Below are 22,801 nucleotides of genomic sequence, written 5' to 3'. Positions count from 1 at the left end.
TATAATGATAACGAGTTTAGCCCGGCAGAAGCAATGCCTGTCAGCCCTTCAAAAACCAACCTCAACCCCGGTAGCGACCGGATTAAGAACTGATGGATACCACCTTGGGTGAGGATTTCTTCGATATACGGCTTAGTGAACGAGGAGCAGGGGACGGCGCGTTACGACGCGCATGAATGGTGTTTTTGCCTTTGTCTGAAGCTAGTGCATAGGCAAACAACACTACTACAATGACAAAAAGCACTGTAAGAAATAACATTGTCTGATCCTTGGTTTCGTCAGGTTAAAGCCAACCGCTTAGAGACACTTGAAAGTCAGAAGTCTAAGGGTTACTGAGATCTTCCCCGAGGCGTGATACAGCTTGATCCGTTAGCATTCGGAGCAGGGAAGCATCCATGATAGTAAGTTTGGACAGGCCATGTCACCTTAAATAAGCACGTATTTGGTTTTATTTTCTAAATAATATTGAAAACAGCTACTTGCATTAAGCGTAATTTGTAACAATATGACAGTGCCCACCGTCCTGAGTGGTTGGATACGTTAAATAAATCGATTCTGGTCAATCAGTGGTATAACCCTCTGAGCTTTTTGCACACCGGGGTTGTGCGCCAGAATCATTGCATCGGCCCAAGCTAACCTGTTAGCGTATAATTATCAGTGAGTTGTCAAACCATACTGCGGGAGTGAAAAATGGAAAATATAGACCTGGTATCTACCGAAGATATTCAGATGTACTTCAACGAATATGCGGTGCCATGGGCTATCAATGTTGCCATGGCCATTATCATCTTCGTTATTGGTCGTATTGTTGTTAGCTTTATAATGTCGATGTTTCGTCGCCTTATGGCGAAATCAAAACATGACGAAATGCTGATAAACTTTTTAGAATCGATCATCAGCGCCATATTAATGTTGTTTGTTATAGTGGCTTCGTTAAATGAGTTAGGGGTAGACACGACTTCTCTGGTCGCTATCGTCGGTGCTGCGGGTCTGGCAATTGGTTTGTCATTGCAGGATTCTTTGAAAAACTTTGCTGCCGGTGTAATGCTGCTGGTCTTCAAACCGTTTAAATCCGGTAACTTTGTCGAAGCGGCTGGCACTACGGGTATCGTCCAGAAAATCGGTATCTTTCATACCATCATGACCTCCCTGGATAACAAAGAAATCACAATCCCGAATGGTAAAATCTATAATGACAATATCACTAACTATTCGGCCAAAGAGACACGTCGTTGCGATATGGTATTTGGTATCGGCTACGACGATGACTTACTTAAAGCCAAAAGAATTCTGGAAGAATTGGTGCACGCTGACGAGCGGGTGCTAAAAGAGCCAGCGCCGCTTGTTGCAGTATCTGAGCTAGGTGAGAACAGCGTTAACTTTATTGTTCGTCCGTGGGTGAGCACGGCAGACAACTTTGCGCTGCGACTCGATTTCACCGAAAAAGTGAAACTTCGTTTTGACGAAGAAGGCATTACGATACCTTATCCACAAATGGATGTTCATTTTTACAAAGAAGATAACGGTGACAAAGACGCAACCGCCAAAGAGGCCAGAGCGTAATAAGTTTGTTGTAACAATAAAAAAAAGCGCCTTTGTGGCGCTTTTTTTATACCTGATGACCCAGGTTAAATAATGTTGGTCTGAACCAACCTAAATCTGTGACCGGTATACCAGCACATGGCATGCTTATGACTTACACGAAGGTCGCTGTGACGTATTTTGGTAATCAGCTAATGCAGGGCCCATATTAGCCTGTAATTCTTCAATACGCGTTTGCGGGGCCGGGTGAGTAGATAAGAATTCCATCGGGCGTTCGCCCGAGCTGGCCGCATCCATGTTTTTCCAAAGCTGAATAGAAGAGCGAGGATTAAAACCAGCCTGAGCCATCAACTGAAGACCAATGACGTCTGCTTCAGACTCGTGAGTGCGGCTAAAGGGCAACTGAACACCTACCTGAACCCCCAAACCAATTGCCGCCATAATAGGGCCGGTCTGACTGACTTCGTTTGCTGCCAATACCTGACCAACAGCTTGCGAGCCCATATTTATAAGGGTGCCTTGCGACATGCGCTCATTACCGTGCTCGGCAATAACATGAGCAATCTCATGGCCAATAACCGCCGCCAGCTGGTCCTGGTTTTCAGCAACATTCAGCAGGCCGGTATAAACCCCTATTTTTCCACCGGGTAAGGCAAATGCGTTTACCTGTTCATCATCAAACACCACAACTTCCCACTGTCCAGCATAAACAGACTGCGGTACATGAGGGGTAATGGCGTTAGCAATACATTCAACATAAGAATTTTGCACCCGCTTGTTGGAGACTTTCAGCTCTTCTTTCATGCTCGAAAATGCTTGGTCACCCATTTGTTCAAGTTGATCAGAAGAATACAGCAGTACCTGATTACGGCCTGTGGGGGATGTAGCGCAGCCGCTTAGTACCACGGTGAGGCCCAAAGCAAGCAGAGGTTTTATCCACGCAGACATATAAAAATCCTTATTGGTTATTTTTAACAATGATTGTAGCAGTTCGAGTACCCGTATTGATGCTCAGTTTACTGGTTCGCGAATATGAGTACCAGCGGTTTACAGTATGCTCCAAATTTGTTTCATAAAGAGTAAGTTGCATTAACACTACGTCAGCCTTTAGCCGGTTTTGTAAGTGCTATTTGTTTGTTAACGCACCGCGCTCGTAAAAAGATGCACTCCCAGACAAATACTTTTAACAAGGTCCCGGTTTTACAAAAATCACAGACAATAAAGTTACGTATAGCGGGTGTTTTAGTTTGTTTTCTTTTGCTAGTCATGCCGGGGATAGCCCAACGTGAACCTAAAGAATAACCAGGCCAATTGTATCCAACGTTGTAGCGGGCTTTTTTGTGCCATGACAAGGTCGAAATAACGCGATAAGCTACACTGGTATATCATTTATGTTAATAACCGTGTGTAAAAGCAGCAGTACGCTGCAATAGCAGATAAGACGCCGGTAAGTATTAACTCACTAACCAAAGAGATAACAATGGCACAACAGATTGTAGTAAGTGGTGTAGGTGTCTGGAACCCAGAGTTTATTGTCACCAACGAAGAGCTGGTAGCAAGCTATAATGCTTATGCAGATGCTTTTAACGCCCAGCATAATGAAGAGATTGAGGCAGGCACGGTAGCGGCTAAACCTCACTCAAGCGCCGAATTCATTGAAAAAGCTTCTGGCATTAAGCAACGTTATATTTATTGTAAAGAGGGCGCGCTGGAGGTAGAGCGGATGCGACCCAGCATTCCAGAACGCTCAGAAACCGAGTTGTCTGATCAGGCCGAGATAGCTCTGCATGCCGCCAAAAAGGCCCTTGCCGAAGCCAACAAACAGGCCAGCGATGTCGACGCTGTGATTGTTTCGTGCGCTTATACCCAACGCTCGTATCCGGCCATTGCCATCGAGGTTCAGGAGCAGCTGGGCATTGAGGGCTTTGGCTTTGATATGTTGGTGGCTTGCTCTGCTGCCACGTTTGGTATGCACCGGGCGTATGAAATGATTGCAGCGGGTAATGCTAAATGTGTACTGGTGATTAATCCTGAGCTGGTTTCTCCGCAAATTAACTACACCGATCGAGACAGCCACTTTATTTTTGGGGATGTTGCCACAGCTACTGTGCTCGAAACTGCTGAAACAGCGAATGCTGAGCATGTTTATGATGTATTGAGTACCCAGGCGCTGACTAAATATTCAAATAATATTCGCTCAAACTTCGGCTATATGAGCCGCGCAAATGATGTTGACCCGTATGGTCCCGATAAGTTGTTTCATCAGGCAGGGCGTAAGGTCTTCAAAGAAGTTTGCCCCATGGCAGCTGATCATATCGAGCAGCATTTAGCCCGCCATTCTTTAGTTGCGGCTGATGTCACGCGCTGGTGGCTGCATCAGGCCAATATTAATATGAACACCCTGATTTGTAAGCGGCTGTTAGGACGTGAAGCTAATGCTCAGGAAGCGCCGATAGTGCTGGACGAGTACGCCAATACCGCGTCAGCCGGTTCGGTTATTGCCTTTGGGTTGCACCACAAAGATTTAACCCAGGGCGACTATGGCGTTTTATGCTCATTTGGTGCGGGCTATTCTATAGGTAGTCTGGTGTTGCAAAAGCGCTAAGCGCAATGGCCTGTTTTTTTATTTATTAGGGAAGATAATGCTGGCAGATATCGGCTATACCCTGAACGCACTGGGCCATCTGGGCTTATTGCTGCTGCTGTTCACAGTTCGTAAAGCCGGTCTGGCTAAATATCTGTTAATGCTGGCCACCCTGGTCAGCTTTGGCTGGTCAGTCGGTTATATTACGTATTTAACCGGTCCGGTGAGTCTGCATTTTTTGCTGACCGCCGATGCCACCAAGCTCCTGGTTTGGCTACTTTTTTTAGCCAGCTGCTTACGAAATGACTTCACCACCATATGGGATGTACTACGCCGGCCGGTGACCATGTTTATCCTATTACCCGGTCTGGTCACATTAATTGCGCCCTGGTTTTTTCGGTTCGAGCTGTCGACACTCTTTTTAATGATGACGATATTGTCATTAGAAGTGTTGTTATTGCTTGAAGTGTTGTACCGACAAGTTGATAAAGACCGGTGGGCTTATAAACCGCTGGTAATTTCGTTAGGCGCAGTACACCTATTTGAATTTGTTACCTATGTAAATGCGACTATGGTGAACATTGTCGACCCCGGGTTTATTGCCGCCCGCGGCTTTTTCTACTTTTTAATCCTACCTTTTTTGGTGGTGGCCATACGCCGTATTAAACACTGGGGCGTAGATATATTTATATCGCGTCAGGTGGTGCTGCACAGCTCTATTATGCTGGTGGCCGGGGGCTTTTTGTTTGTTGTGGCTATGGCAGGCTACGCCGTTAATTACTTTGGCGGTAACTGGGGTACAACCTTTCAAATTATCACACTGGGGTTATCGTTAACCTTGCTGGCCGCGGTTATCACCTCGAATAGCCTGCGTAATCGCACCAAAGTGTTTATCACCAAACACTTTTTTGCTAATCAATTTGATTACCGGGTTGAATGGGTCAAACTCACCAAAGCGCTGACCTCGCAAACCACCGGTATGCATGAAGTGTACGGCCATGCACTAAAAGGCACCTGCGAGGCTATTAATTATGACAACGGGGTGCTGGCCAAAATTGTGGGTAACAATGTTGAACTGGTCAGTGAGTGTGGGGACGTAGAGTTTAATGAAGCTGAACGGTGCGTATTACGTCAGCTTATTCCGTTTTGTGCCAGTACCAACTGGCTGATTGATTTACCCGAATACCAGGTGAATCCTTTTAAATACGAAGGGTTGCAGCTAGACCGGGCTATGGTTAAAGCAATGAACTTTGAACTGGTAGTACCTTTGTTTAACCAGGAAAAAGTATGGGGTTTTGCGCTGCTACATAATTCTGGTCAAAGCGTTTCGCTAAACTGGGAGGTACGTGACTATTTGCATGCCGTAAGTGAGCAGGTTGCCACCTATATTTTGCACAGTGAAGCAGCCAATGCCGTAGCAGAAAATGCGCAATTTGCGGCGTTTAACCGCATGTCAGCCTTTGTCTTGCACGACCTTAAAAATGTGATGGCTCAGGTCGATCTGATTTTATGTAACGCCGAGCAACACAAGAATAATCCTGAATTTATTGAAGATACGTTTGAAACATTGCATTACACCAAAGCCAGAATGGATAAGATGTTGCGGCAGCTGACCGAAAAAAATGTAGATGACAAAGGTATAGACCAGGCACAGCTGTTATCACCACTGATACAGCATGTATTGCAAAACCGGTGTCATAATTTGCTTCCTGTACCACAGCTTATCTGTTCACAGGAGAGTACCGTGGTGGTTGATGCCGAGAAATTTTCTAATGTTATTTACCATTTGGTAAGCAATGCGCAGCAGGCAACCGCAGAAAACGGCTATGTGACCATTACCTTAGAGGTAGACGAAGCTGAAAAGCAGCAACGTGTGCTGATTGAAGATAATGGCAGTGGTATGGATAAACAATTTATAGAACAACGCTTATTTAAACCTTTTGACACCACCAAAGGTAATGCAGGAATGGGCATAGGTGCCTACGATGCAAAACATTACATGGAGTCGGTCAAAGGGTATTTGACCGTACGCAGTCAACCAGGCGAGGGAAGCTGCTTTACCCTGGCTTTTCCACTTGACTGATAAGTTACATCAATAATTTACACAGGATAACCAGCACATGACGGATACCATACTAGTTGTCGATGACGATTTGGGGATCCAAAAACAATTAAAATGGAGTTTTACAGATTACTCGGTGGTTTTTGCCGATGATCGTACTTCAACCATTGCTCAGTTGCGTCGTCACGAACCAAAAGTGGTGACCCTGGATTTAGGCTTGCCACCTGATCCCGCTAATGCCTCTGAAGGGCTAGCAACGCTGGAAGAAATTATGGCGCTGGCACCGCGTACCAAAGTTATTGTGGTGACGGGCAACAACGACAAAGAAAACGCCCTAAAAGCCATTGAGCTTGGCGCTTATGATTTTTATCAAAAGCCCATAGACTCAGACACGATAAAGCTTCTGGTTAACCGTGCCACCAACTTAGCTAAACTAGAAAATGAAAACCGCATTCTGGCAAAAACCCGCCCCGGTATGGGTCGTATCATTGGTAACAGTGAGGCAATTCAGGCTGTGGTGAGACGGGCTGAAAAAATTGCCGGTACCGACATCAGCACCTTATTGCTGGGAGAAAGCGGCACGGGTAAAGAGGTGTTTGCACGCAGTATTCATGAACACAGCCCGCGAAAAGATCAACCTTTTGTAGCCATCAACTGTGCCTCAATTCCTGAAAACCTTTTAGAAAGTGAACTTTTTGGATATGAAAAGGGGGCATTTACCGGGGCCAATAAAACCACGTTAGGTAAAATTGAAACCGCTCAGGGCGGCACTTTATTTCTGGATGAAATCGGTGACATGCCTCTTGGGTTACAGGCTAAAATGCTGCGCTTTTTGCAAGAGCGAATTATCGAGCGTGTGGGTGGACGTGCAGAAATATCCGTGGACATACGGGTCATTTGTGCAACCCACCGTAATTTGCAAACTATGGTGGCTGAAGAGACCTTTCGGGAAGATTTGTATTATCGTATCGGTGAAATACCGATTATGATCCCGCCGCTACGAGACCGCGACCAGGATATTGTGTTACTCGCTCGTACCTTTTTAGGCCAGTATCGCGAAGAATTTGGGGCCAAAGCAAAAAGTTTTTCTGAAGGCGCGATTCAAGCCTTATTGGCGCATCGCTGGCCTGGCAATATTCGCGAGCTGCAAAATAAGTTGAAGTCTGCGGTAATTATGGCTGAAGGTCAGGTGGTGCAAGCTGAAGATTTGGGCTTGATTGCGCCTGACAAACCGGCTGAAACCGAAACGCTAAATTTACGCGAAGTTCGGGAAATAGCCGAAGGCAAAGCCATACGGCGGGCGTATTTAACCGCTGACAAAAATATGTCAAAAACCGCAGAGTTGTTGGGAGTAACCCGGCCAACCCTTTACTCATTGATTGACAAATACCATATGGAAGACCTGAAAACCGGCGTATAAAACCGCAAGTCAGTTATCATCTGGCCACCGGATACTGGCACTGTTGTTCAGTGAGGTGGCCAATCTTATTTTTGCTAAATTAAACTTTTTCGACAGTACTGATGTGGCATCGTCATTCGCGATTGATGCATCTTGCGACTGCATCTGCAATTCACGAGCCTCGCGCACGCCCACCCAACAGTTTTTACCCGATAGCTTTGCTGCATACAGGCAATAATCAATCAGCGCAAAGGTGGTAGACCATGAAGTATTAAAAGGCCCGTGAGGATTCAGCGGTAATACGCTAAAGCCAATACAGCAGGTGACTTTTAACGGTCGTGCGTCGGCCAGAATAAAAACATTGGACGCGACCGTTTGCCGGAATCGCTCAGCCAGCTCTTCTGTACTGCTGCGGCTTGCATGTCGGCAAATAACAAGAAATTCTTCACCCCCCCAGCGAATTTGCAGATCGGTTTCTCTAAACACATCCTGAATCAGGGCCGCAAACTGAACCAGTACCCGATCGCCCGACAAGTGCCCGTACTCATCGTTTATTTGTTTAAAATTATCGATGTCCATTAAAAAGCAGAGCAAGTCGGTATCGGTGGCAGTATTGTTTTTTGCCGCCTGCACACAGGCGTACTGTGCGCGCCGAAACTCGCCCGGTAACCGGGTATCTAAATAATAGCGATTGTACAGTCCGGTTAGAGGGTCGCGTAAACTGGCCTGTTCAAGCGATTTAAAGGCTTCTTGTAACTGTTTGTTTTTGCTTTCTAATTCTATGGTTCGCGCTTTAACCTGTTGTCTAAGCCACATGTTCTGGCGCTGATGGGTGTAGCGGCTAAACAGTAAAAATAGTAACAACATCAAAGTAATAACAGAGCCAAGAACAAGCATATTTCGCAGGTTTCTTTGTTCAGCCTGGGCAAGTTCGGTGGCTTTGCTGTGCTTAAGTAACTCGATAGACTGCGCCTGGCGCTGGACTTGCAATAAGGCACTTTGTTGAATAATAGGTAACAGCCGGGCCTGATTGGCTAAAGATGCCGTCATGGCGTAGCTTTGTTGCTGTACTTCGTACGCCTGTTGATACTTTTGTTGGTCGAATAATAATTGCGCTTTAAGTTTTAAAAATTCTGAATGCAGCCCGGCACGTTGCTGGGAAATGGCCATACGCTCGCCTTTATCCACATGTGCCAGCGCTTGCTCAGGATTTTTGGCCAGCCATAAACCTTTGGCCATATAAAGATGAAGGTAAGCTTCTAGCTTGGGTGTGGGTTGTGTTTGGGCAAACGCCATTGCTGAGTTTAGTCGTTCTTGTCCCTGAGCCAGCTGACCTGCGCTGATTTCAGTAAGCCCCAACAAGCTTTGCGCTTTGTGTAACATGAAAGGCGCGTTTATCTGGCCAAACAGTATCAACGCTTTATTAAGGTGCAAACGGGCGGTCACGGTATCACTGAGCTGAAAATTCAGCTCGCCCAGCCTAAAGTAAGTTGAGGCCAGATAAAACGTATCTGGGCTATGGCTAAAATGAGTTTGCGCATCTGCTAAATACTGCCCCGCCAGCTCAAAGTGCTGTAAGCGTAAGTAAGTTACGCCGATAAAGTAAAATACCTGTCCGGTGAGTGCGTTGTCTTGTTGCTCTTGGTTATTTTTGGCGACCTGTTGCAGGACTGCCAGGGCAGGTTCGTACTGGCCCCGGGCCAGCAAAATACTTCCCAGGGTAACCTGCTGCCAGGCAACGCCCGCTAAATTTTGCTTCTTCTGATAAAGCTGCAGCGCCCGGTATGCATGATCCAGGGCAGCCTGTAAATTGCCCTGCAGCTGATGAACTTTTGCAATTTCACCCAAAATAAATGCTTTTACTATCGCTTGGCTGGGATCTTCGCAAAAGCGTAAAGCTTCTACAAAAGCCTTGTGCGCATTATCATATTGACTATCGGCGCGGGCAAAAAGCCCTTGGTAAAAATGCGCCGCGGCCAGATCGTCCGGGTTATCAAGGTTTTTTAGTGAGCCAATCAGTTGACTCAGGTTTTGTCGGGCTTGTTCAGAAAGCCCATTGTCAAAGTCGTGGTTAAGCTGTGATAGCTGTCTGCAAACATCGGGCGAGCAGGAAAGAAACTGACTTGGGGAAGCCAGTCCAAACTTTGCAAACGAAAATAGCAGCACTGCACAAACAAGCCGACAAAAATATTGCATCGTACCAAACCAAAGTGGCGTGTGTAGCAATGTATTACCTTACCACATGCGATTAAGCTAATGAAAGAAGGTGATAAGACTCAATTACCTATTTATTGTAAGCTTTGGTAAAAAGCTAATAAAGCAGCTCCTGACGTAAAACCTCCTGGGTTGTTTCTACCATCGCTTGCTCAACCCACAATCGAATAAGCTTAGAGCGCGCAGTACCGGTTTGTTCACTTAGCAACGTAAATTTTTCAATGGTTTTTTCGTCAAGAGTGAAGGTGGCTCTGCGCATTTTCTTATGGGGGCCACCCGGTGTTTTGTCGGGCATTCTGACAACATTGGATAATGTCGTGTCTATGCGCTCACCATTTGCGTAACTCACTGCCTGGTCAATAAAAGATTCGACACTAACCGGCGCTTTGTTACTAACCGACGGCTTGGATTTTTTGAGGCTGGAAAGACTCATAGCTTTCTCCGTTTTCCCGGGTCAGAAGCTCTTCGATAATACTGCGTATTTCAATCGCGGCTTTTCCTTTAGGTTCGCTTTCCATAACCGACATTCCAGACTCTTCAGAATCATCGTACATGTTACGGCTGAAAGTGACCGAATTAAGAACCGGTACCTCAAAAGAACGACACACCTCTTTGGCCTCTAAAATTCGACCCGCTAACGAAGGTAATGATGGACATTGCGTAATGACAAACGCTGCATTCATTCGTGGGTTCACCATTTTGCAGGTAGAAAGAATATCTTCCATATGGGGAACCGTTTTCAGGTCACGGCGTTTGGGCCTTAACGGAATAAGAATATGGTCTGCCACCGCCATTGACGAGCGCAGAGCAAGGTTGTCCTGGCCGCCGCAGTCAATAACTACATAATCATAATGCTGACGCAGACTCAGCAAATCGTTGCGAATCTTGCCGTACAGCTGAACACAATTTATGGAGAGCAGGGCCTCGTTAGCATTGCGCTCCTGAATCCAGTCAGAGGTCGTTCGCTGTGGATCGCAGTCCACCATCAATACGCTGGCTTGTTTTTCATTACGAAGATATACAGCGATATTTTGAGCCAGACAGCTTTTGCCGCTGCCTCCTTTCTCGCCGCCTATTAAAATGATCATGGTATTGTTCCTTATCCGCATGTAAATTGCCGACAGAAAAAGCGAATCAGACTAATAACCTGTATCAGAATGTTCGGTAACCCCGCTGTCATTTACCAAAATAAAATGTTGGTAACAAAGACCGGTGGCTTTGCGTCACGCGCTTTCGCCTCGTTTTGCCTTTTTCGTCTGTTTCGCCGTACTAAAAAAGTACTACTTCGCGATTAAGCATAGCGGATTCTGGGGCTTTTCAGTCATTGCGACAAACCTAAAGATATGGAGTTGAATACTGACAGGGACATATCCCATGAACGTAATAGCCGTTGTTCTGGTATTACCTCGTGCTAAAATAAAAAGCTGAACTTTTGTTAACCGTAACCGGAGCAATTTCCCTTGAGATGGACCCTAGTATCTGCAGGCATCATGTTATTTTTTTCTTCGGCTGCGTTTGCTGCGCCGGTTCAGCAGGTGTTTAATAATTTTAGTCAGCTTTACCAAGATGAACTTGAGACGACTCGACGGTGTCGCGAAGCTGAGGTAAACCACTTCAGAGTCTGTTCAGATAAGCTGAGAAACGAAGGTAATGGCCCCTTTATCTTGCATCATGGTAAGCCTACAGACAACGTGGCAATTTTGTTTCACGGGCTGAGCGACTCACCATATTTTATGCGGGCTATTGCCGGCGTATTACACGACCGGGGGTTTACCGTGGTGGTCCCTTTGCTCCCAGGGCACGGTTTACGCAGCGCCGATTCTGATATGGAAGATAAAAAACTGGCAGAACGCTGGCAACAACATGTCGAAACTATCGTCAATATCAGCCAGCCTTTAGGAAAACAGTTTTTTATCGGAGGGTTTTCCACAGGTGGGGCACTGGCGGTCGACTATTACCTTGAAAAGCCTGATAACATAGCCGGGCTGCTGTTGTTTTCAGGCGCCATGGCGTTAACAGATAACGCCGAAATTATGTGGAAAATCTGGGGCATAAAAGCTTTGTCCAGAATCATTGATGGCGATTACGAAACAAACGGCCCAAATCCGTATAAGTATCCTACCGTGGCGGGCCATGCGGGGTTGGAATTGATGGACATTATTAGTTCAATTCGTCAGCGCTTAGATAACGGTCAGCGTATAAAAGTACCGGTGTTTGCGGCGCATTCGCAAGCCGACCATACCACGCCTATAAAAGGGGTGAAGCGTCTTTTAGAGTTTGCCGATAACACCAACACCTTTTTTGAAATCGACAAAGACTATGATCTTTGCCATGCCGACCTGCCTTTAAACCGCAAACTGGTTGCTGACATGCATTTTAAAACCAGCATGGTGAATCCACAGGAGCGGTGTGCAGTGCCTGAGCCTAACCCGCTGTACCGGCAAATGGTGTTTATGCTTAACGCTTTTATTAATGCTAATACCGACTCAGTTCCTACCCTGCTAGATGCAAATCGGCCCAAGCCTTATATTAGTTACGACGACTTTAAACAAGCGACCGAAAAATAACAGGTACGTGACGTTACCCTGACGATGGCCAATTGCGCGCAATAAGTATCGTCAGGGAACGTAACTCGTTTTTTTATGCTATCTAAACTAATGCTTGTCAGCGTATTGTTCAACCTGCTCCCAGACGCGTAAAAAATTTGCGCCCAGAATTTTTGTAATATCAGCCTTTTTATAGCCGCGGTCCATCAGACCCTGTATCAGATTAGGAAATGCTGCAACGTCTTTGAGGCCGGTAGGTAGGGTGTCGCCCACACCATCGTAATCTGAACCAATACCTACATGCTCAATACCGATTAATTTCACCACGTAATCAATATGATCCAATACTTCAGATAAGTCTGAATAAGGATAAGGCTTCAGCTCACGATAGCTGCTTTCTGCGTTAATGACCTCATCGCTATCTTTGCCATACTTGGTGACCAGTTTGCGAGTATGCTTACTTAAACCATCCCGCCACTTGCGCGCTTCTTTGGTCACAAATCCAGAACCAAAGTTTATCATCACAATGCCGCCATTTTTGCCCAGTTTTTTGAGCATATCGTCGCTCATATTACGCTCAAAGCCCGGGGTAAAGTGACGTAATGAAGAATGCGATGCAATAACGGGCGTATTGGTTAGTTCAATCACCTGATAAAACGCATCATCAGACACGTGAGAGATATCAATAAGCATACCTATGTTATTCATCTCTTTAATCAGCTTTTTACCAAACGGGCTCAGGCCTTTCCATTTTCGACGTAAGTCATACGAGGAGTCACTAATATGATTTGCCTGCGAATGGGCCAGCGTAATATAGCGGATACCGCGTTCGTAAAAGGTGTGTAAATTGGCTATGTCACCCTGAATAGGTGAGCCATTCTCCATACCCATGGGCAGCGAAATTAGGCCTTTATCAAACTGATCTTTTACTTCTTTAACACTGGTTGCAATAGCAAATTTGTCTGGGGCACGGTATGCAATGGCTTCAACCGAGTCTATTAGCCGATGCGCCAACTGCGTCGACTCTGACGAATTATCCAAAGAGGCCGGTACATAAATAGACATAAAAGGGGCATTCAAACCGCCTTGCTTAGCGCGCGGATAGTCAAAATCGCCATCATCAGTGGCCTGGGTTACATCGGCCCACACATCGTGGATACGATAAGGAACATCAATGTGGCCATCCACAATGATGCTTTTTTGAGCAAGGTCTTTGGCTTGAGACGATACCTCGGCGGCGAGAGCAGGGGCGGCCAGGGTACAACTTACGCCACAAAACAAAGCGGCGCGCAAAGAAGATTTTGCAAACATAAAACAAGGTTCCTTTTATATGAAATTCAACAAGTTAATTTTGTTTGGAACGAACAGAAGAACAATCTGTAGCCAGTGTGCCATGACCAGTGCGGCGATACCAGTTTGGTTACCGATTAAAAAAAACTGTTAATCGGTTGTCATAAAATCTTAAAACTTGATATGGTGCATGCGCGTGACTTACGCCCGTAAATACGGGATACTGCCCCCACTCCCTGCTGTTTAGGAGCACGCGCAAGAACGTGCAACAGGGCAGGGCATTTGTTGAAGTAAATATCGTGGTAATACTTTTCCATGCATTTTTAACCTTGGCATCTTACGCCGGTTTACAGTGTGGAACGCATGAAACAATCCGCTTGTGGCGTTGTCTTCTGATCCATGTATTCATTACCACCCCTAACTGTTACGAGAAGTAGATTATGGCTATTAATTACATTCCGCTAGATAAAGAAAAACACAAAGACACCAAAGTAGCGGTGAACAACAGCTTCGCCTTTGCAAAGAAAACCCACCTTGCTGCAGCATCGATTAAAGAATTTGCACAGCTGGCATCGTCTATGCCAATTGTTTTTATTAAAGATCCAAAAGCAGATCGCTACCATGTAGTGGCTATGCTGGGCATGGAACAAAATCAAAACCTGTTTTTGGCTTCAGATCGTTGGAAAGGTCCGCACGTTCCTATGAACGTATTGCGTTACCCGTTTGATGTTCGCCCAGACGGCGAAAAACTGGGTGTATATATTGACGATAACAGCGAGCTGTTAGGTGACGAAGGACAACCTTTGTTTACCGAAAGCGGAGAACCGTCTGAGTACCTTCAAAACCGCCAGCAATTTTTGGGCGACCTGGCCAACAGTGAAATGATGACTCAACGCTTTGTAAAACAAGTTATCGAACTTGAGTTATTGGAAGAGATTCAGATTCGTCTTTTATACAAAGACGGTCAGCAGCGCAATGTCACTGGCATGCTTAGCATTAACGAAAAGAAAATGCTGGAACTTCCTGAAGAAAAAGTACTTGAGTTACACAAATCAGGATTTTTAGGCGCAATGTATGCGGTCATGATGTCGTTAGGTCAGTTAAACCGCCTGGTAGAGCTGTCTAAAGAAACTGACAACCCAATTCAAACCATGCAACTGAGCTCGGTAAATGCCCAGGAACAGAAGCAGGAACAGAAGCAACAACAAAACGACGCTAACAACCAGTAAGTTTTGACCCCCATCTTTTAAAAAAGCCGGCTTTGGTTTAAATATCGCAGCCGGCTTTTTTATTCGTACGATTCTGATTTTTGCTTTGGACAGCACTGAATGTTTTTCGCCGGGTCGCTCTTAAAACCCACCATACGGTTATACAACCCCCCGTTTGCGCTTTTCTATAAATAAAATTTAAAAAAATTAGTCCGTCCGCCTCGGTTTTTTCTGTTCAATTATCAGCCACTTCAGCGCTTCACTGTATATAGATACAGGTCAAAGTCAATGGCCACGCGGCTTGCAGCCAGGTTTTTTGCTTGACAGTGACCGCGCAACCTACCTACACTGTCAAGCAGTGGGTAAATGTGGCGAATTGTGGATCGAAAGACATCGTTTTTGCAGAGCAGCATCCATAAAACAAGAAAAATACAAACAAAAATAAAAAAAGGCTAGGGGAATGTTCCGCGGCGCTAACGCAATCAATCTAGACGCAAAGGGAAGGTTGGCCATACCAACAAAATATCGTCAACCTTTGTTGGATGATTGCAACGGTCAGCTGGTCTGCACCGCCGATACACAACAATGTTGTTTGCTACTTTACCCACTTCCCGAATGGGAAGAAATTGAATTAAAACTTAGTAAGTTCTCCAGTACTATTCCTGCTGAACGTCGTTTGCAACGCTTGCTACTTGGTTATGCAACCGAGGGCGAAATGGATAAAAGCGGACGTTTTCTGTTGTCTTCTCCTCTACGCGAACGCGCAAATCTGAACAAAGAAATTATGTTAGTAGGTCAGCTTAATAAACTTGAGATATGGGATGCCGATATTTGGGCCCGTCAGGTTGAAGCAGATATGGATATTGAGCGTGAAGGAAACTTTGAACTTACCGAACGTTTACAGGATTTTTCTTTATGAGCAACTTTGCTCACATCTCTGTTTTACTTAACGAATGTATGGACGGTCTGGCGATTAAACCAGATGGTGTCTATGTTGATGCCACTTTCGGCCGTGGCGGGCACTCTCGTAAAATTCTTGAACAACTATCAGAACAGGGTCGTTTGATTGCTTTTGACCGCGATCCTCAGGCTATTGAAGCAGCTCAACCGTTGTTGAGCGATCCGCGCTTTTCAATTATTCATGAACCCTTTGGCACTTTGGCTGAGCAGCTCGAACAACAAGGGCTGGGCGGTAAAGTTGACGGTGTATTGATGGATCTGGGTGTTTCATCACCTCAGCTGGACGATGCTGACCGCGGGTTTAGTTTTTTACGCGACGGCCCTTTAGATATGCGTATGGATACCAGCCGTGGTATCAGTGCCGCTGACTGGCTAAACAAAGCAGAGCTTCAGGATATCACCCAGGTTATTAAAGAATTTGGTGAAGAAAAGTTTGGTAAGCGTATAGCTCACGCGGTGGTGGAACGTCGTCAAACTCAACCGCTTAGCCGTACCCTTGAATTTGCTGAACTGATTGATCAGGCGGTTCCGGTAAAAGACAAATACAAACATCCGGCCACCCGGGCTTTTCAGGGTATCCGCATTTATATAAATGCAGAGCTTGAGCAATTACGGGTGGGTCTGAAAGCGGCAACTAAGGTGTTAAAGCCTGGTGGTCGTCTGGCGGTTATCTCCTTTCATTCGTTAGAAGACCGCCTGGTAAAGCGATTTATCAAAGAACAAAGTAAAGGCAAGGTTGTACCTCATAATCTGCCGGTTACGCAGGCAGAGATAGACGCAGATAAAGTACTCAAACCTATTGGCAAGGCTATAAAGCCGAGCGCCAAAGAGATTGAAGTGAATGTTCGCTCGCGAAGCTCGGTATTGAGGGTGGCTGAAAAGCTATGAGTCCGGCGGCCAGTGAAGACCGACAGGCGGCCACGAAATTCAGCCTCATCGGCATTCTGGTCCACGATTTAGCCCGCAACAAGTTGCGGGTTTTGTTGTATTTGATGGTGATTGTTTCAAGCATAGCGGTGGTACTGGCCAGCCACCACAATCGGCAACAAAATATCGAGCTTGAAAGTCTTATGCAGCAACGTGATGAGTTAGATGTGCAGTGGCGTAACCTGGTATTAGAGCAGCGCGCGCTCACAGAACACAACCGAATTGAAGCTATGGTAGAAAAGCAGCTGGATATGCATCGTCCCAGTGCTGATCAGGAAGTGGTAATAAAAATAAAATGACAAAGTCACCGCACAAAGGAAAAAAACAGAACCGCGGCGCCCGGCAAAATGTGAAGCCGAGCCTGGTTCAGTGGCGCTTTGTTGTAGTGCTATTGGCGGTGGCGTTAGTATTTAGCGCGATTGCAGTACGTGCCGCTTATATTCAGGTTATCGCTCCTGACAGTTTAATTGAGCAAGGGGATTACCGTACATTACGTACCCGGGATATGCCCACCTATCGTGGTCTTATTGCTGATCGTAATGGGGTTGAGTTAGCGGTAAGCGTTCCGGTAAGAGCCATTTACGCCGACCCTAAAATTGTTCATCAAAAAAATGGCCTGTCTCGTACCCGGCGGTGGGAGGCTTTGGCTGATGTTCTGGGGCGCGATGTGCAGGAACTCAAAGACAAAGTAAAAAACCCGGAACGCCGGTTTGTGTATTTACAGCGTCAGGTGTCTCCGGCCATGGCAGACTATGTCAGTCAACTTGATATTCCAGGTATTTATCTGCGTCGCGAAAGTCGCCGTTATTATCCAAACGGTGAGGTGACCGCCCAGCTCATTGGCATTACCAACGTGGACGACTCGGGTATTGAAGGGCTTGAGCGTCTTTATGATGACTGGCTAACGGGTACTGCGGGCTCAAAGATTATCCGACGCGATGCCAAAGGCCGCCAGGTCGAAATTCTGGAGTCAAAAGACGGCGAAGCGGCAGGCAACTTAACGCTGACTATCGACCAGCGTATTCAGGCTTTGGCGTACCGTGAAATAAAAGAAGCCATGCTGTATTACCAGGCTACTTCGGCTTCGGCCATTGTAGCCGATGTACATACCGGTGAAATTCTGGCCATGGTTAACGCGCCTTCGTTTAACCCTAACGATCGCAGCGATGTATCGCCGCGCAGAATGCGCAACCGGGTTTTAACGGATGCTTTTGAGCCAGGTTCGGCAATGAAGCCGCTTGCGGTTCTTTCGGCTCTTGAGTTTGGTAATGTTGAAATAAATGACAGTGTGGACACCCACCCCGGCTGGATGCGCTTAGGCGGCAGTCTGGTTAAAGATCACCGCAATTATGGTGAGTTAACTCTTGAAGAGATTATTCAGCATTCCAGCAACATGGGAACTTCGCGGCTGGCCCTGGGCGTGCCCAAAAACTTTTTGCTTGATACTTATTACAACATGGGGCTGATGACTGATACCGGTACCAATATGCCCGGTGAAAGCGACGGTATATTTCATGAGCGAAACCGCTGGTCAAAATTTGAGTTAGCCACGTTATCTTTTGGCTATGGTATTTCAGTCACCACCGCTCAACTTGCCAGAATGTACGCCACTATTGCCAATGGGGGAATTAAGCATCCTCTGAAGATTGTTAAGCGTCCTGAATCAAAAGGGTGGAAACCCCAGGACGAACGGGTACTTAGTGAGAAAAACGCTAATGCTGTAATGAATATGCTTGAGTCGGTTGTACAACGTGGCGGAACTGCCACTAAGGCAGCTATAGCCGGCTACCGGGTGGGTGGCAAAACTGGAACCAGTCGAAAAGCGGTGGCCGGAGGATATGGCGAAGAGTACGTCAATATTTTTGCTGGAATTGCGCCATTGTCTGACCCGAGATTGGTTACGGTAGTGCTTATTAACGAGCCCGGCGGCGACTTGTATCATGCCGGCGATACCGCGGCCCCCGCTTTTTCAGCGATTATGGGCGGGGCATTACAATTATTGAATATTCCGCCTGATGATAAACAGGTTACGTCCACCCAATGGTTAACCGGAGGCCAGCATGGTAGCTAACGCATTTACTCAAAGTGTGCGGCCACTGTTGGCGAAATTTGGCATCGAAGCGCCCGATATTCGTATTGAAGGACTGGCGTTAGACAGTCGCCAGGTGGCTCCCCGACAGGCTTTTATCGCCTTGAAAGGTCACGAATTAGATGGCCGCGAATTTATACCCCAGGCAATTAGTTTAGGTGCAAAAGTCATTCTGGCGCAAACTGACGACAGCGGCGCCCACGGGGCAATGGAGATGCGGGCGGGCACGGTCATCGTGCACCTGTTCGATTTACCCGCCATGCTCTCGTCGCTGGCCGCAGCCTTTTACGATTATCCGGCATCAAAATTAGATTCAATCGCTGTGACCGGCACTAACGGTAAAACCTCTGTGGTGCAGCTTATCAGCCAGTTAACGTCTTTGGCTGGGACACGCTGTGCTGCGATTGGGACCCTGGGTAGCGGCGTGTATGAAGGTACCTCGACCCAATGGGCCCCGTCGCCTGCGAACAACACCACCCCTGATGCCATTGCTATACAGGCATTATTGGCAGACTTTGTGCTTCATGAGGTGCGGCAGGTTGCTTTTGAAGCCTCTTCCCATGCCATTGTGCAAGGGCGTTTGAGTCAGGTAAAAACCGATATTGCGGTGTTTACTAATTTAAGCCGCGACCATCTTGATTACCATCACACCATGGAAGACTACGCTAAGGCCAAGCGAGGCTTGTTGGCTCAGCCGGGTTTAAAAACCTTAGTAGTGAATGCCGATGATGCCGAGTCGGCGAATTGGATAAACAATGCTCCAGCGCACATCGAGCCGGTTTTAACCAGTATGGATAAATCATGCTTACGGTTAAACGAGTATCGTTATTGTCTGGCTGGCGATGTTCAGTATCATCAGGCGGGTGTGCAATTTATGTTGCAATCGAGCTGGGGTAATCACCAGGTTAATGTGCCTTTGTTAGGTACATTTAATGTACGTAACATCCTTAGCGCCGTGGCGGTAACACTGACCCTGGGAGAGCCGTTCGATAATATCATCAGGCTACTGCCGCTATTAAAACCCGTCGACGGGCGCATGGAAGTGTTTGAGTTTAAACACCACGCTAATGTGGTGGTCGATTATGCCCATACTCCTGATGCCTTAATTAAAGTACTGCAAAGTGCCCGGGTTCATACCCAGGGGCAGCTATGGTGTGTATTTGGCTGTGGCGGTGACCGGGATAAGGGCAAACGCCCGTTAATGGGGAATGCTGGCGAGCAATACGCCGATCATATAGTTATTACCAATGACAATAGCCGTTCAGAAGCCCCTCAGGCTATTGCGGATGATATCTGTAGCGGACTGGCTAACCCCGAAAATGCTGTGTTTATAGAACAGCGCGAGGCGGCAATTCGTTATTGTCTGGATAATGCCGGCCCGCAGGACATGATTATCGTGGCGGGTAAAGGTCACGAGGAATACCAGATAATCGGAAATACCAAAAACAATTATAACGAGCGCGCCGTTATTGCACGGCTGCAGATGGAGTACAACACATGATAACCACCACGCTGTCCTGGATAGCGCAGAATGTGGGCGGTCAGCTGTCTGGTGATGACCTCACCGTGGCTGGGGTCAGTACCGACACCCGAAGTCTTCAGGCAGGTGACGTATTTATTGCCCTAACCGGGCCCAACTTTGATGGTCACAAATTCGTTGCTCAGGCCGAGGCCGGTGGCGCCAGTGCAATTATCGCCAGCGCAAATGTTTGCACCCGGTTACCTGTTATACACGTGGCTGACACCCGAGAGGCTTTAGGCCAGCTTGGGGCCGCCGTAAAAGCGTTTGTTGCACCCAAAACAGTTGCCATTACCGGCAGCAGCGGCAAAACCACAGTGAAAGAAATGACGGCCTCAATTTTGTCACGCCGAGGCAATGTGCTGGCGACTCAAGGCAATTTTAACAACGAAATTGGGGTGCCATTATCGTTGCTGCGCTTACAAGAAGACCACGACTTTGCGGTTATGGAGCTTGGTGCCAATCATTTGGGCGAAATTGCCTATACCACCGCTTTGGTGAAACCCGACGTGGCCACTATTGTAAATGCTGCGGCTTCACACCTTGAAGGGTTTGGAAGTTTATTTGGCGTGGCGCGTGCAAAAAGCGAAATATTTCGCGGCCTTAGCGCACAAGGGATGGCGATCATAAACATAGATAGCCAGTTCGCTGACTTTTGGCTTGGTAAAGTGCAGGACAAACAGGTTCAGACCTTTTCCCCTGACCAAAAAAATCCGGCAGATTTTTGCGCGCGGGATATCTCGGTTGGGCTTGACGGCTGTGCTGAATTCGACATGGTTACGCCGGCTGGCACTACCGCCATTCAGCTGGCAATCCCCGGTGTGCATAATGTAGGAAACGCGTTGGTGGCGGCGTCTTTGGCTATGCAGGTTGGCGCAACGCTGGAAGATATCAGTGAAGGATTGCGTGAAATGCAGCAGGTGAAGGGCCGGTTAAACGTGAAAACCCTGACCAGTCAGGTGCGACTGCTGGATGATACCTACAATGCGAATGTGGCGTCGGTGAATGCCGCAATTGATACTTTGTCGTCTTTTAGCGGCGTAAGAATTATGGTGCTTGGCGATATGGCCGAACTTGGCGAGCAGGCGCGTTTTTACCATGAGCAGGTTGGCCAATACGCCAGGCGCAAAGGCATCGACTACCTACTGACGCTAGGCGTACTGAGTCAAAGCGCGAGTACCGTGTTTGACCACCAGGGTCAGCATTTTTACGAAGTCGACAATCTGGTAAATAACTTATTGAGTCGGGTTGAACAAGAGCAGCGTGATATTTCAATCTTAATTAAAGGGTCGCGCAGTTCACGAATGGAAAGAGTCGTACAGGCTATTGAGGCATCTCGCCTGGGAAAGCTTGATCGCCGTCGGGAGCGTATTGCATGTTAATTTGGCTGGCTGAGTGGTTAACCCAGTTCGAAACAGGATTTAATGTTTTCTCGTATCTGACGATGCGCGCAATCTTGAGCACCCTGACGGCGTTACTTATCGCCATTATTATCGGCCCTAAAATGATTCGTGCGCTGCAACGCATGCAAATTGGCCAGACCGTACGCGACGACGGTCCGCAAAGTCATTTATCGAAAGCCGGGACACCCACCATGGGTGGCTTGTTAATACTGGCAGCCGTGATTATCAGTATTTTGCTGTGGGCCGACTTAACCAATCGCTACGTATTGGTCACGCTGTTCGTGATTGTCGGCTATGGCATTATTGGTTTTGTCGATGATTATCGAAAAGTGATTCGCAAAGACTCCAATGGCCTGATTGCCCGCTGGAAATACTTTTGGCAGTCAGCCATTGCTATTGGTGTGGCCGGATATTTATACAGTAGCGCCAGCTCACCGGCAGAAACTGCGCTATTGGTTCCATTTTTTAAAGAGGTCTTCCCGCAGCTGGGGCTGGCCTACATGATGATTGTGTACTTTGCATTAGTCGGAACCAGCAATGCCGTTAACCTGACTGATGGCCTGGACGGTTTAGCTATTGTACCCACCATATTAGTGGCCGGCGCCCTGGCCATTTTTGCGTATGTCACCGGCAATACCAATTTTGCCGAATACCTTAATATACCGTATATCCCGCTTACCGGGGAACTGGTGATTGTGTGCACCGCTATCGTAGGCGCTGGTCTGGGATTTTTGTGGTTTAACACTTACCCGGCACAGGTGTTTATGGGCGATGTAGGCTCACTTGCACTAGGCGGTACCCTGGGCGTACTGGCCGTTTTAGTCCGTCAGGAAATTGTGCTGATTATTATGGGTGGCGTATTTGTGGCAGAAACTTTGTCAGTAATACTGCAGGTCGGGTCGTACAAATTAAGAGGTCAGCGAATCTTCAGAATGGCGCCTATTCATCATCATTACGAGCTAAAAGGTTGGCCTGAACCCCGGGTTATTGTTCGTTTTTGGATAATTTCGTTGATTTTGGTGCTGGTGGGCTTAGCCACCCTCAAGTTGCGGTAAGTG

Annotated in this window: 19 protein-coding genes and 1 riboswitch; of the genes, 13 read left to right on the top strand and 6 right to left on the bottom strand. The window is 47.0% G+C overall.

Annotated features, from left to right (window positions below; translation table 11 throughout):
• Positions 1-82 precede the first annotated feature (82 nt).
• Positions 83-259, bottom strand: a complete 177-nt coding sequence (locus tag JK130_RS09695; protein WP_218354138.1) for a hypothetical protein — start codon at positions 257-259, stop codon at positions 83-85.
• 431 nt (positions 260-690) lie between these two features.
• Between JK130_RS09695 and JK130_RS09690 the strand changes: the two genes are divergently transcribed.
• A complete protein-coding gene (locus JK130_RS09690; protein WP_218354117.1) occupies positions 691-1,563 on the top strand; it encodes a mechanosensitive ion channel family protein in 873 nt (290 codons plus the stop codon).
• 126 nt (positions 1,564-1,689) lie between these two features.
• Here JK130_RS09690 and JK130_RS09685 read toward each other — a convergent pair whose 3' ends face one another.
• A complete protein-coding gene (locus JK130_RS09685; RefSeq protein ID WP_218354116.1) occupies positions 1,690-2,490 on the bottom strand; it encodes a M48 family metallopeptidase in 801 nt (266 codons plus the stop codon).
• Positions 2,491-3,022: 532 nt separating this feature from the next.
• Between JK130_RS09685 and JK130_RS09680 the strand changes: the two genes are divergently transcribed.
• Genes JK130_RS09680 through prsR form a run of 3 tightly spaced genes read left to right on the top strand, consistent with a single transcriptional unit; the run spans position 3,023 to position 7,608 of the window.
• A complete protein-coding gene (locus JK130_RS09680) occupies positions 3,023-4,147 on the top strand; it encodes a beta-ketoacyl-ACP synthase III (RefSeq protein WP_218354115.1) in 1,125 nt (374 codons plus the stop codon).
• A gap of 37 nt (positions 4,148-4,184) precedes the next feature.
• The gene (prsK, locus tag JK130_RS09675) at positions 4,185-6,209 is read left to right on the top strand and encodes an XrtA/PEP-CTERM system histidine kinase PrsK (protein ID WP_218354114.1); all 2,025 of its coding nucleotides are present in this window, start codon (positions 4,185-4,187) and stop codon (positions 6,207-6,209) included.
• Between the two features lie 37 nt (positions 6,210-6,246).
• Positions 6,247-7,608: a PEP-CTERM-box response regulator transcription factor gene (gene prsR, locus JK130_RS09670; RefSeq protein ID WP_218354113.1), complete on the top strand. Its 1,362-nt coding sequence runs from the start codon at positions 6,247-6,249 to the stop codon at positions 7,606-7,608.
• 9 nt (positions 7,609-7,617) lie between these two features.
• On the opposite strand, the gene JK130_RS09665 is transcribed toward prsR, so the two are convergent.
• The 3 genes from JK130_RS09665 to JK130_RS09655 form a co-directional block, all read right to left on the bottom strand.
• Entirely contained in the window at positions 7,618-9,783 is a 2,166-nt protein-coding gene (locus JK130_RS09665) for a tetratricopeptide repeat-containing diguanylate cyclase (RefSeq protein WP_218354112.1), read from the bottom strand.
• A gap of 115 nt (positions 9,784-9,898) precedes the next feature.
• Positions 9,899-10,234, bottom strand: coding sequence for a ribbon-helix-helix domain-containing protein (locus JK130_RS09660; protein ID WP_218354111.1), 336 nt, complete (start codon positions 10,232-10,234; stop codon positions 9,899-9,901).
• Positions 10,194-10,889 (bottom strand): AAA family ATPase, encoded by a 696-nt coding sequence (locus JK130_RS09655; RefSeq protein ID WP_218354110.1) that lies wholly within the window; start codon positions 10,887-10,889, stop codon positions 10,194-10,196. The genes JK130_RS09660 and JK130_RS09655 overlap by 41 nt, the downstream gene beginning before the upstream one ends.
• A 72-nt stretch (positions 10,890-10,961) precedes the next feature.
• A riboswitch (cyclic di-GMP riboswitch) is annotated at positions 10,962-11,059 on the bottom strand.
• A gap of 232 nt (positions 11,060-11,291) precedes the next feature.
• Between JK130_RS09655 and JK130_RS09650 the strand changes: the two genes are divergently transcribed.
• The gene (locus JK130_RS09650; protein WP_218354109.1) at positions 11,292-12,368 is read left to right on the top strand and encodes an alpha/beta hydrolase; all 1,077 of its coding nucleotides are present in this window, start codon (positions 11,292-11,294) and stop codon (positions 12,366-12,368) included.
• An 87-nt stretch (positions 12,369-12,455) separates the two neighbouring features.
• On the opposite strand, the gene JK130_RS09645 is transcribed toward JK130_RS09650, so the two are convergent.
• The gene (locus JK130_RS09645) at positions 12,456-13,658 is read right to left on the bottom strand and encodes a dipeptidase (protein ID WP_218354108.1); all 1,203 of its coding nucleotides are present in this window, start codon (positions 13,656-13,658) and stop codon (positions 12,456-12,458) included.
• A gap of 419 nt (positions 13,659-14,077) precedes the next feature.
• Between JK130_RS09645 and JK130_RS09640 the strand changes: the two genes are divergently transcribed.
• The 8 genes from JK130_RS09640 to mraY all read left to right on the top strand — a co-directional run bounded on the left by JK130_RS09640 (position 14,078) and on the right by mraY (position 22,798).
• Positions 14,078-14,866, top strand: coding sequence for a SapC family protein (locus tag JK130_RS09640; protein ID WP_218354107.1), 789 nt, complete (start codon positions 14,078-14,080; stop codon positions 14,864-14,866).
• A gap of 439 nt (positions 14,867-15,305) precedes the next feature.
• Positions 15,306-15,764 carry a division/cell wall cluster transcriptional repressor MraZ gene (mraZ, locus tag JK130_RS09635; protein ID WP_218354106.1) on the top strand — a complete coding sequence of 153 codons (459 nt, stop codon included), beginning with the start codon at positions 15,306-15,308 and terminating at the stop codon, positions 15,762-15,764.
• A complete protein-coding gene (gene rsmH, locus JK130_RS09630) occupies positions 15,761-16,693 on the top strand; it encodes a 16S rRNA (cytosine(1402)-N(4))-methyltransferase RsmH (RefSeq protein ID WP_218354105.1) in 933 nt (310 codons plus the stop codon). The genes mraZ and rsmH overlap by 4 nt, the downstream gene beginning before the upstream one ends.
• Complete coding sequence (ftsL, locus tag JK130_RS09625) at positions 16,690-17,031, top strand: cell division protein FtsL (RefSeq protein ID WP_218354104.1); 342 nt, start codon at positions 16,690-16,692, stop codon at positions 17,029-17,031. Before rsmH ends, ftsL begins: the two co-directional genes overlap by 4 nt.
• Positions 17,028-18,803: a penicillin-binding transpeptidase domain-containing protein gene (locus tag JK130_RS09620; RefSeq protein WP_218354103.1), complete on the top strand. Its 1,776-nt coding sequence runs from the start codon at positions 17,028-17,030 to the stop codon at positions 18,801-18,803. The genes ftsL and JK130_RS09620 overlap by 4 nt, the downstream gene beginning before the upstream one ends.
• Positions 18,793-20,322, top strand: a complete 1,530-nt coding sequence (locus tag JK130_RS09615; protein WP_218354102.1) for a UDP-N-acetylmuramoyl-L-alanyl-D-glutamate--2,6-diaminopimelate ligase — start codon at positions 18,793-18,795, stop codon at positions 20,320-20,322. The genes JK130_RS09620 and JK130_RS09615 overlap by 11 nt, the downstream gene beginning before the upstream one ends.
• Entirely contained in the window at positions 20,319-21,722 is a 1,404-nt protein-coding gene (locus JK130_RS09610; protein WP_218354101.1) for a UDP-N-acetylmuramoyl-tripeptide--D-alanyl-D-alanine ligase, read from the top strand. Before JK130_RS09615 ends, JK130_RS09610 begins: the two co-directional genes overlap by 4 nt.
• Positions 21,716-22,798 carry a phospho-N-acetylmuramoyl-pentapeptide-transferase gene (mraY, locus tag JK130_RS09605; protein WP_218354100.1) on the top strand — a complete coding sequence of 361 codons (1,083 nt, stop codon included), beginning with the start codon at positions 21,716-21,718 and terminating at the stop codon, positions 22,796-22,798. Before JK130_RS09610 ends, mraY begins: the two co-directional genes overlap by 7 nt.
• Positions 22,799-22,801: the final 3 nt, after the last annotated feature.

This window comes from Alteromonas lipotrueiana, assembly GCF_019249245.1.
GTDB classification, from domain to species: Bacteria; Pseudomonadota; Gammaproteobacteria; order Enterobacterales; family Alteromonadaceae; genus Alteromonas; species Alteromonas lipotrueiana.
This window is presented reverse-complemented; position numbering and strand designations above follow the sequence as displayed.

Bases quoted from the DNA above. Each gene is read 5' to 3' on its own strand.
- JK130_RS09695 (WP_218354138.1), bottom strand. From the start codon at position 259: ATGTTATTTCTTACAGTGCTTTTTGTCATTGTAGTAGTGTTGTTTGCC.
- JK130_RS09690 (WP_218354117.1), top strand. From the start codon at position 691: ATGGAAAATATAGACCTGGTATCTACCGAAGATATTCAGATGTACTTC.
- JK130_RS09685 (WP_218354116.1), bottom strand. From the start codon at position 2,490: ATGTCTGCGTGGATAAAACCTCTGCTTGCTTTGGGCCTCACCGTGGTA.
- JK130_RS09680 (WP_218354115.1), top strand. From the start codon at position 3,023: ATGGCACAACAGATTGTAGTAAGTGGTGTAGGTGTCTGGAACCCAGAG.
- prsK (WP_218354114.1), top strand. From the start codon at position 4,185: ATGCTGGCAGATATCGGCTATACCCTGAACGCACTGGGCCATCTGGGC.
- prsR (WP_218354113.1), top strand. From the start codon at position 6,247: ATGACGGATACCATACTAGTTGTCGATGACGATTTGGGGATCCAAAAA.
- JK130_RS09665 (WP_218354112.1), bottom strand. From the start codon at position 9,783: ATGCAATATTTTTGTCGGCTTGTTTGTGCAGTGCTGCTATTTTCGTTT.
- JK130_RS09660 (WP_218354111.1), bottom strand. From the start codon at position 10,234: ATGAGTCTTTCCAGCCTCAAAAAATCCAAGCCGTCGGTTAGTAACAAA.
- JK130_RS09655 (WP_218354110.1), bottom strand. From the start codon at position 10,889: ATGATCATTTTAATAGGCGGCGAGAAAGGAGGCAGCGGCAAAAGCTGT.
- JK130_RS09650 (WP_218354109.1), top strand. From the start codon at position 11,292: ATGTTATTTTTTTCTTCGGCTGCGTTTGCTGCGCCGGTTCAGCAGGTG.
- JK130_RS09645 (WP_218354108.1), bottom strand. From the start codon at position 13,658: ATGTTTGCAAAATCTTCTTTGCGCGCCGCTTTGTTTTGTGGCGTAAGT.
- JK130_RS09640 (WP_218354107.1), top strand. From the start codon at position 14,078: ATGGCTATTAATTACATTCCGCTAGATAAAGAAAAACACAAAGACACC.
- mraZ (WP_218354106.1), top strand. From the start codon at position 15,306: ATGTTCCGCGGCGCTAACGCAATCAATCTAGACGCAAAGGGAAGGTTG.
- rsmH (WP_218354105.1), top strand. From the start codon at position 15,761: ATGAGCAACTTTGCTCACATCTCTGTTTTACTTAACGAATGTATGGAC.
- ftsL (WP_218354104.1), top strand. From the start codon at position 16,690: ATGAGTCCGGCGGCCAGTGAAGACCGACAGGCGGCCACGAAATTCAGC.
- JK130_RS09620 (WP_218354103.1), top strand. From the start codon at position 17,028: ATGACAAAGTCACCGCACAAAGGAAAAAAACAGAACCGCGGCGCCCGG.
- JK130_RS09615 (WP_218354102.1), top strand. From the start codon at position 18,793: ATGGTAGCTAACGCATTTACTCAAAGTGTGCGGCCACTGTTGGCGAAA.
- JK130_RS09610 (WP_218354101.1), top strand. From the start codon at position 20,319: ATGATAACCACCACGCTGTCCTGGATAGCGCAGAATGTGGGCGGTCAG.
- mraY (WP_218354100.1), top strand. From the start codon at position 21,716: ATGTTAATTTGGCTGGCTGAGTGGTTAACCCAGTTCGAAACAGGATTT.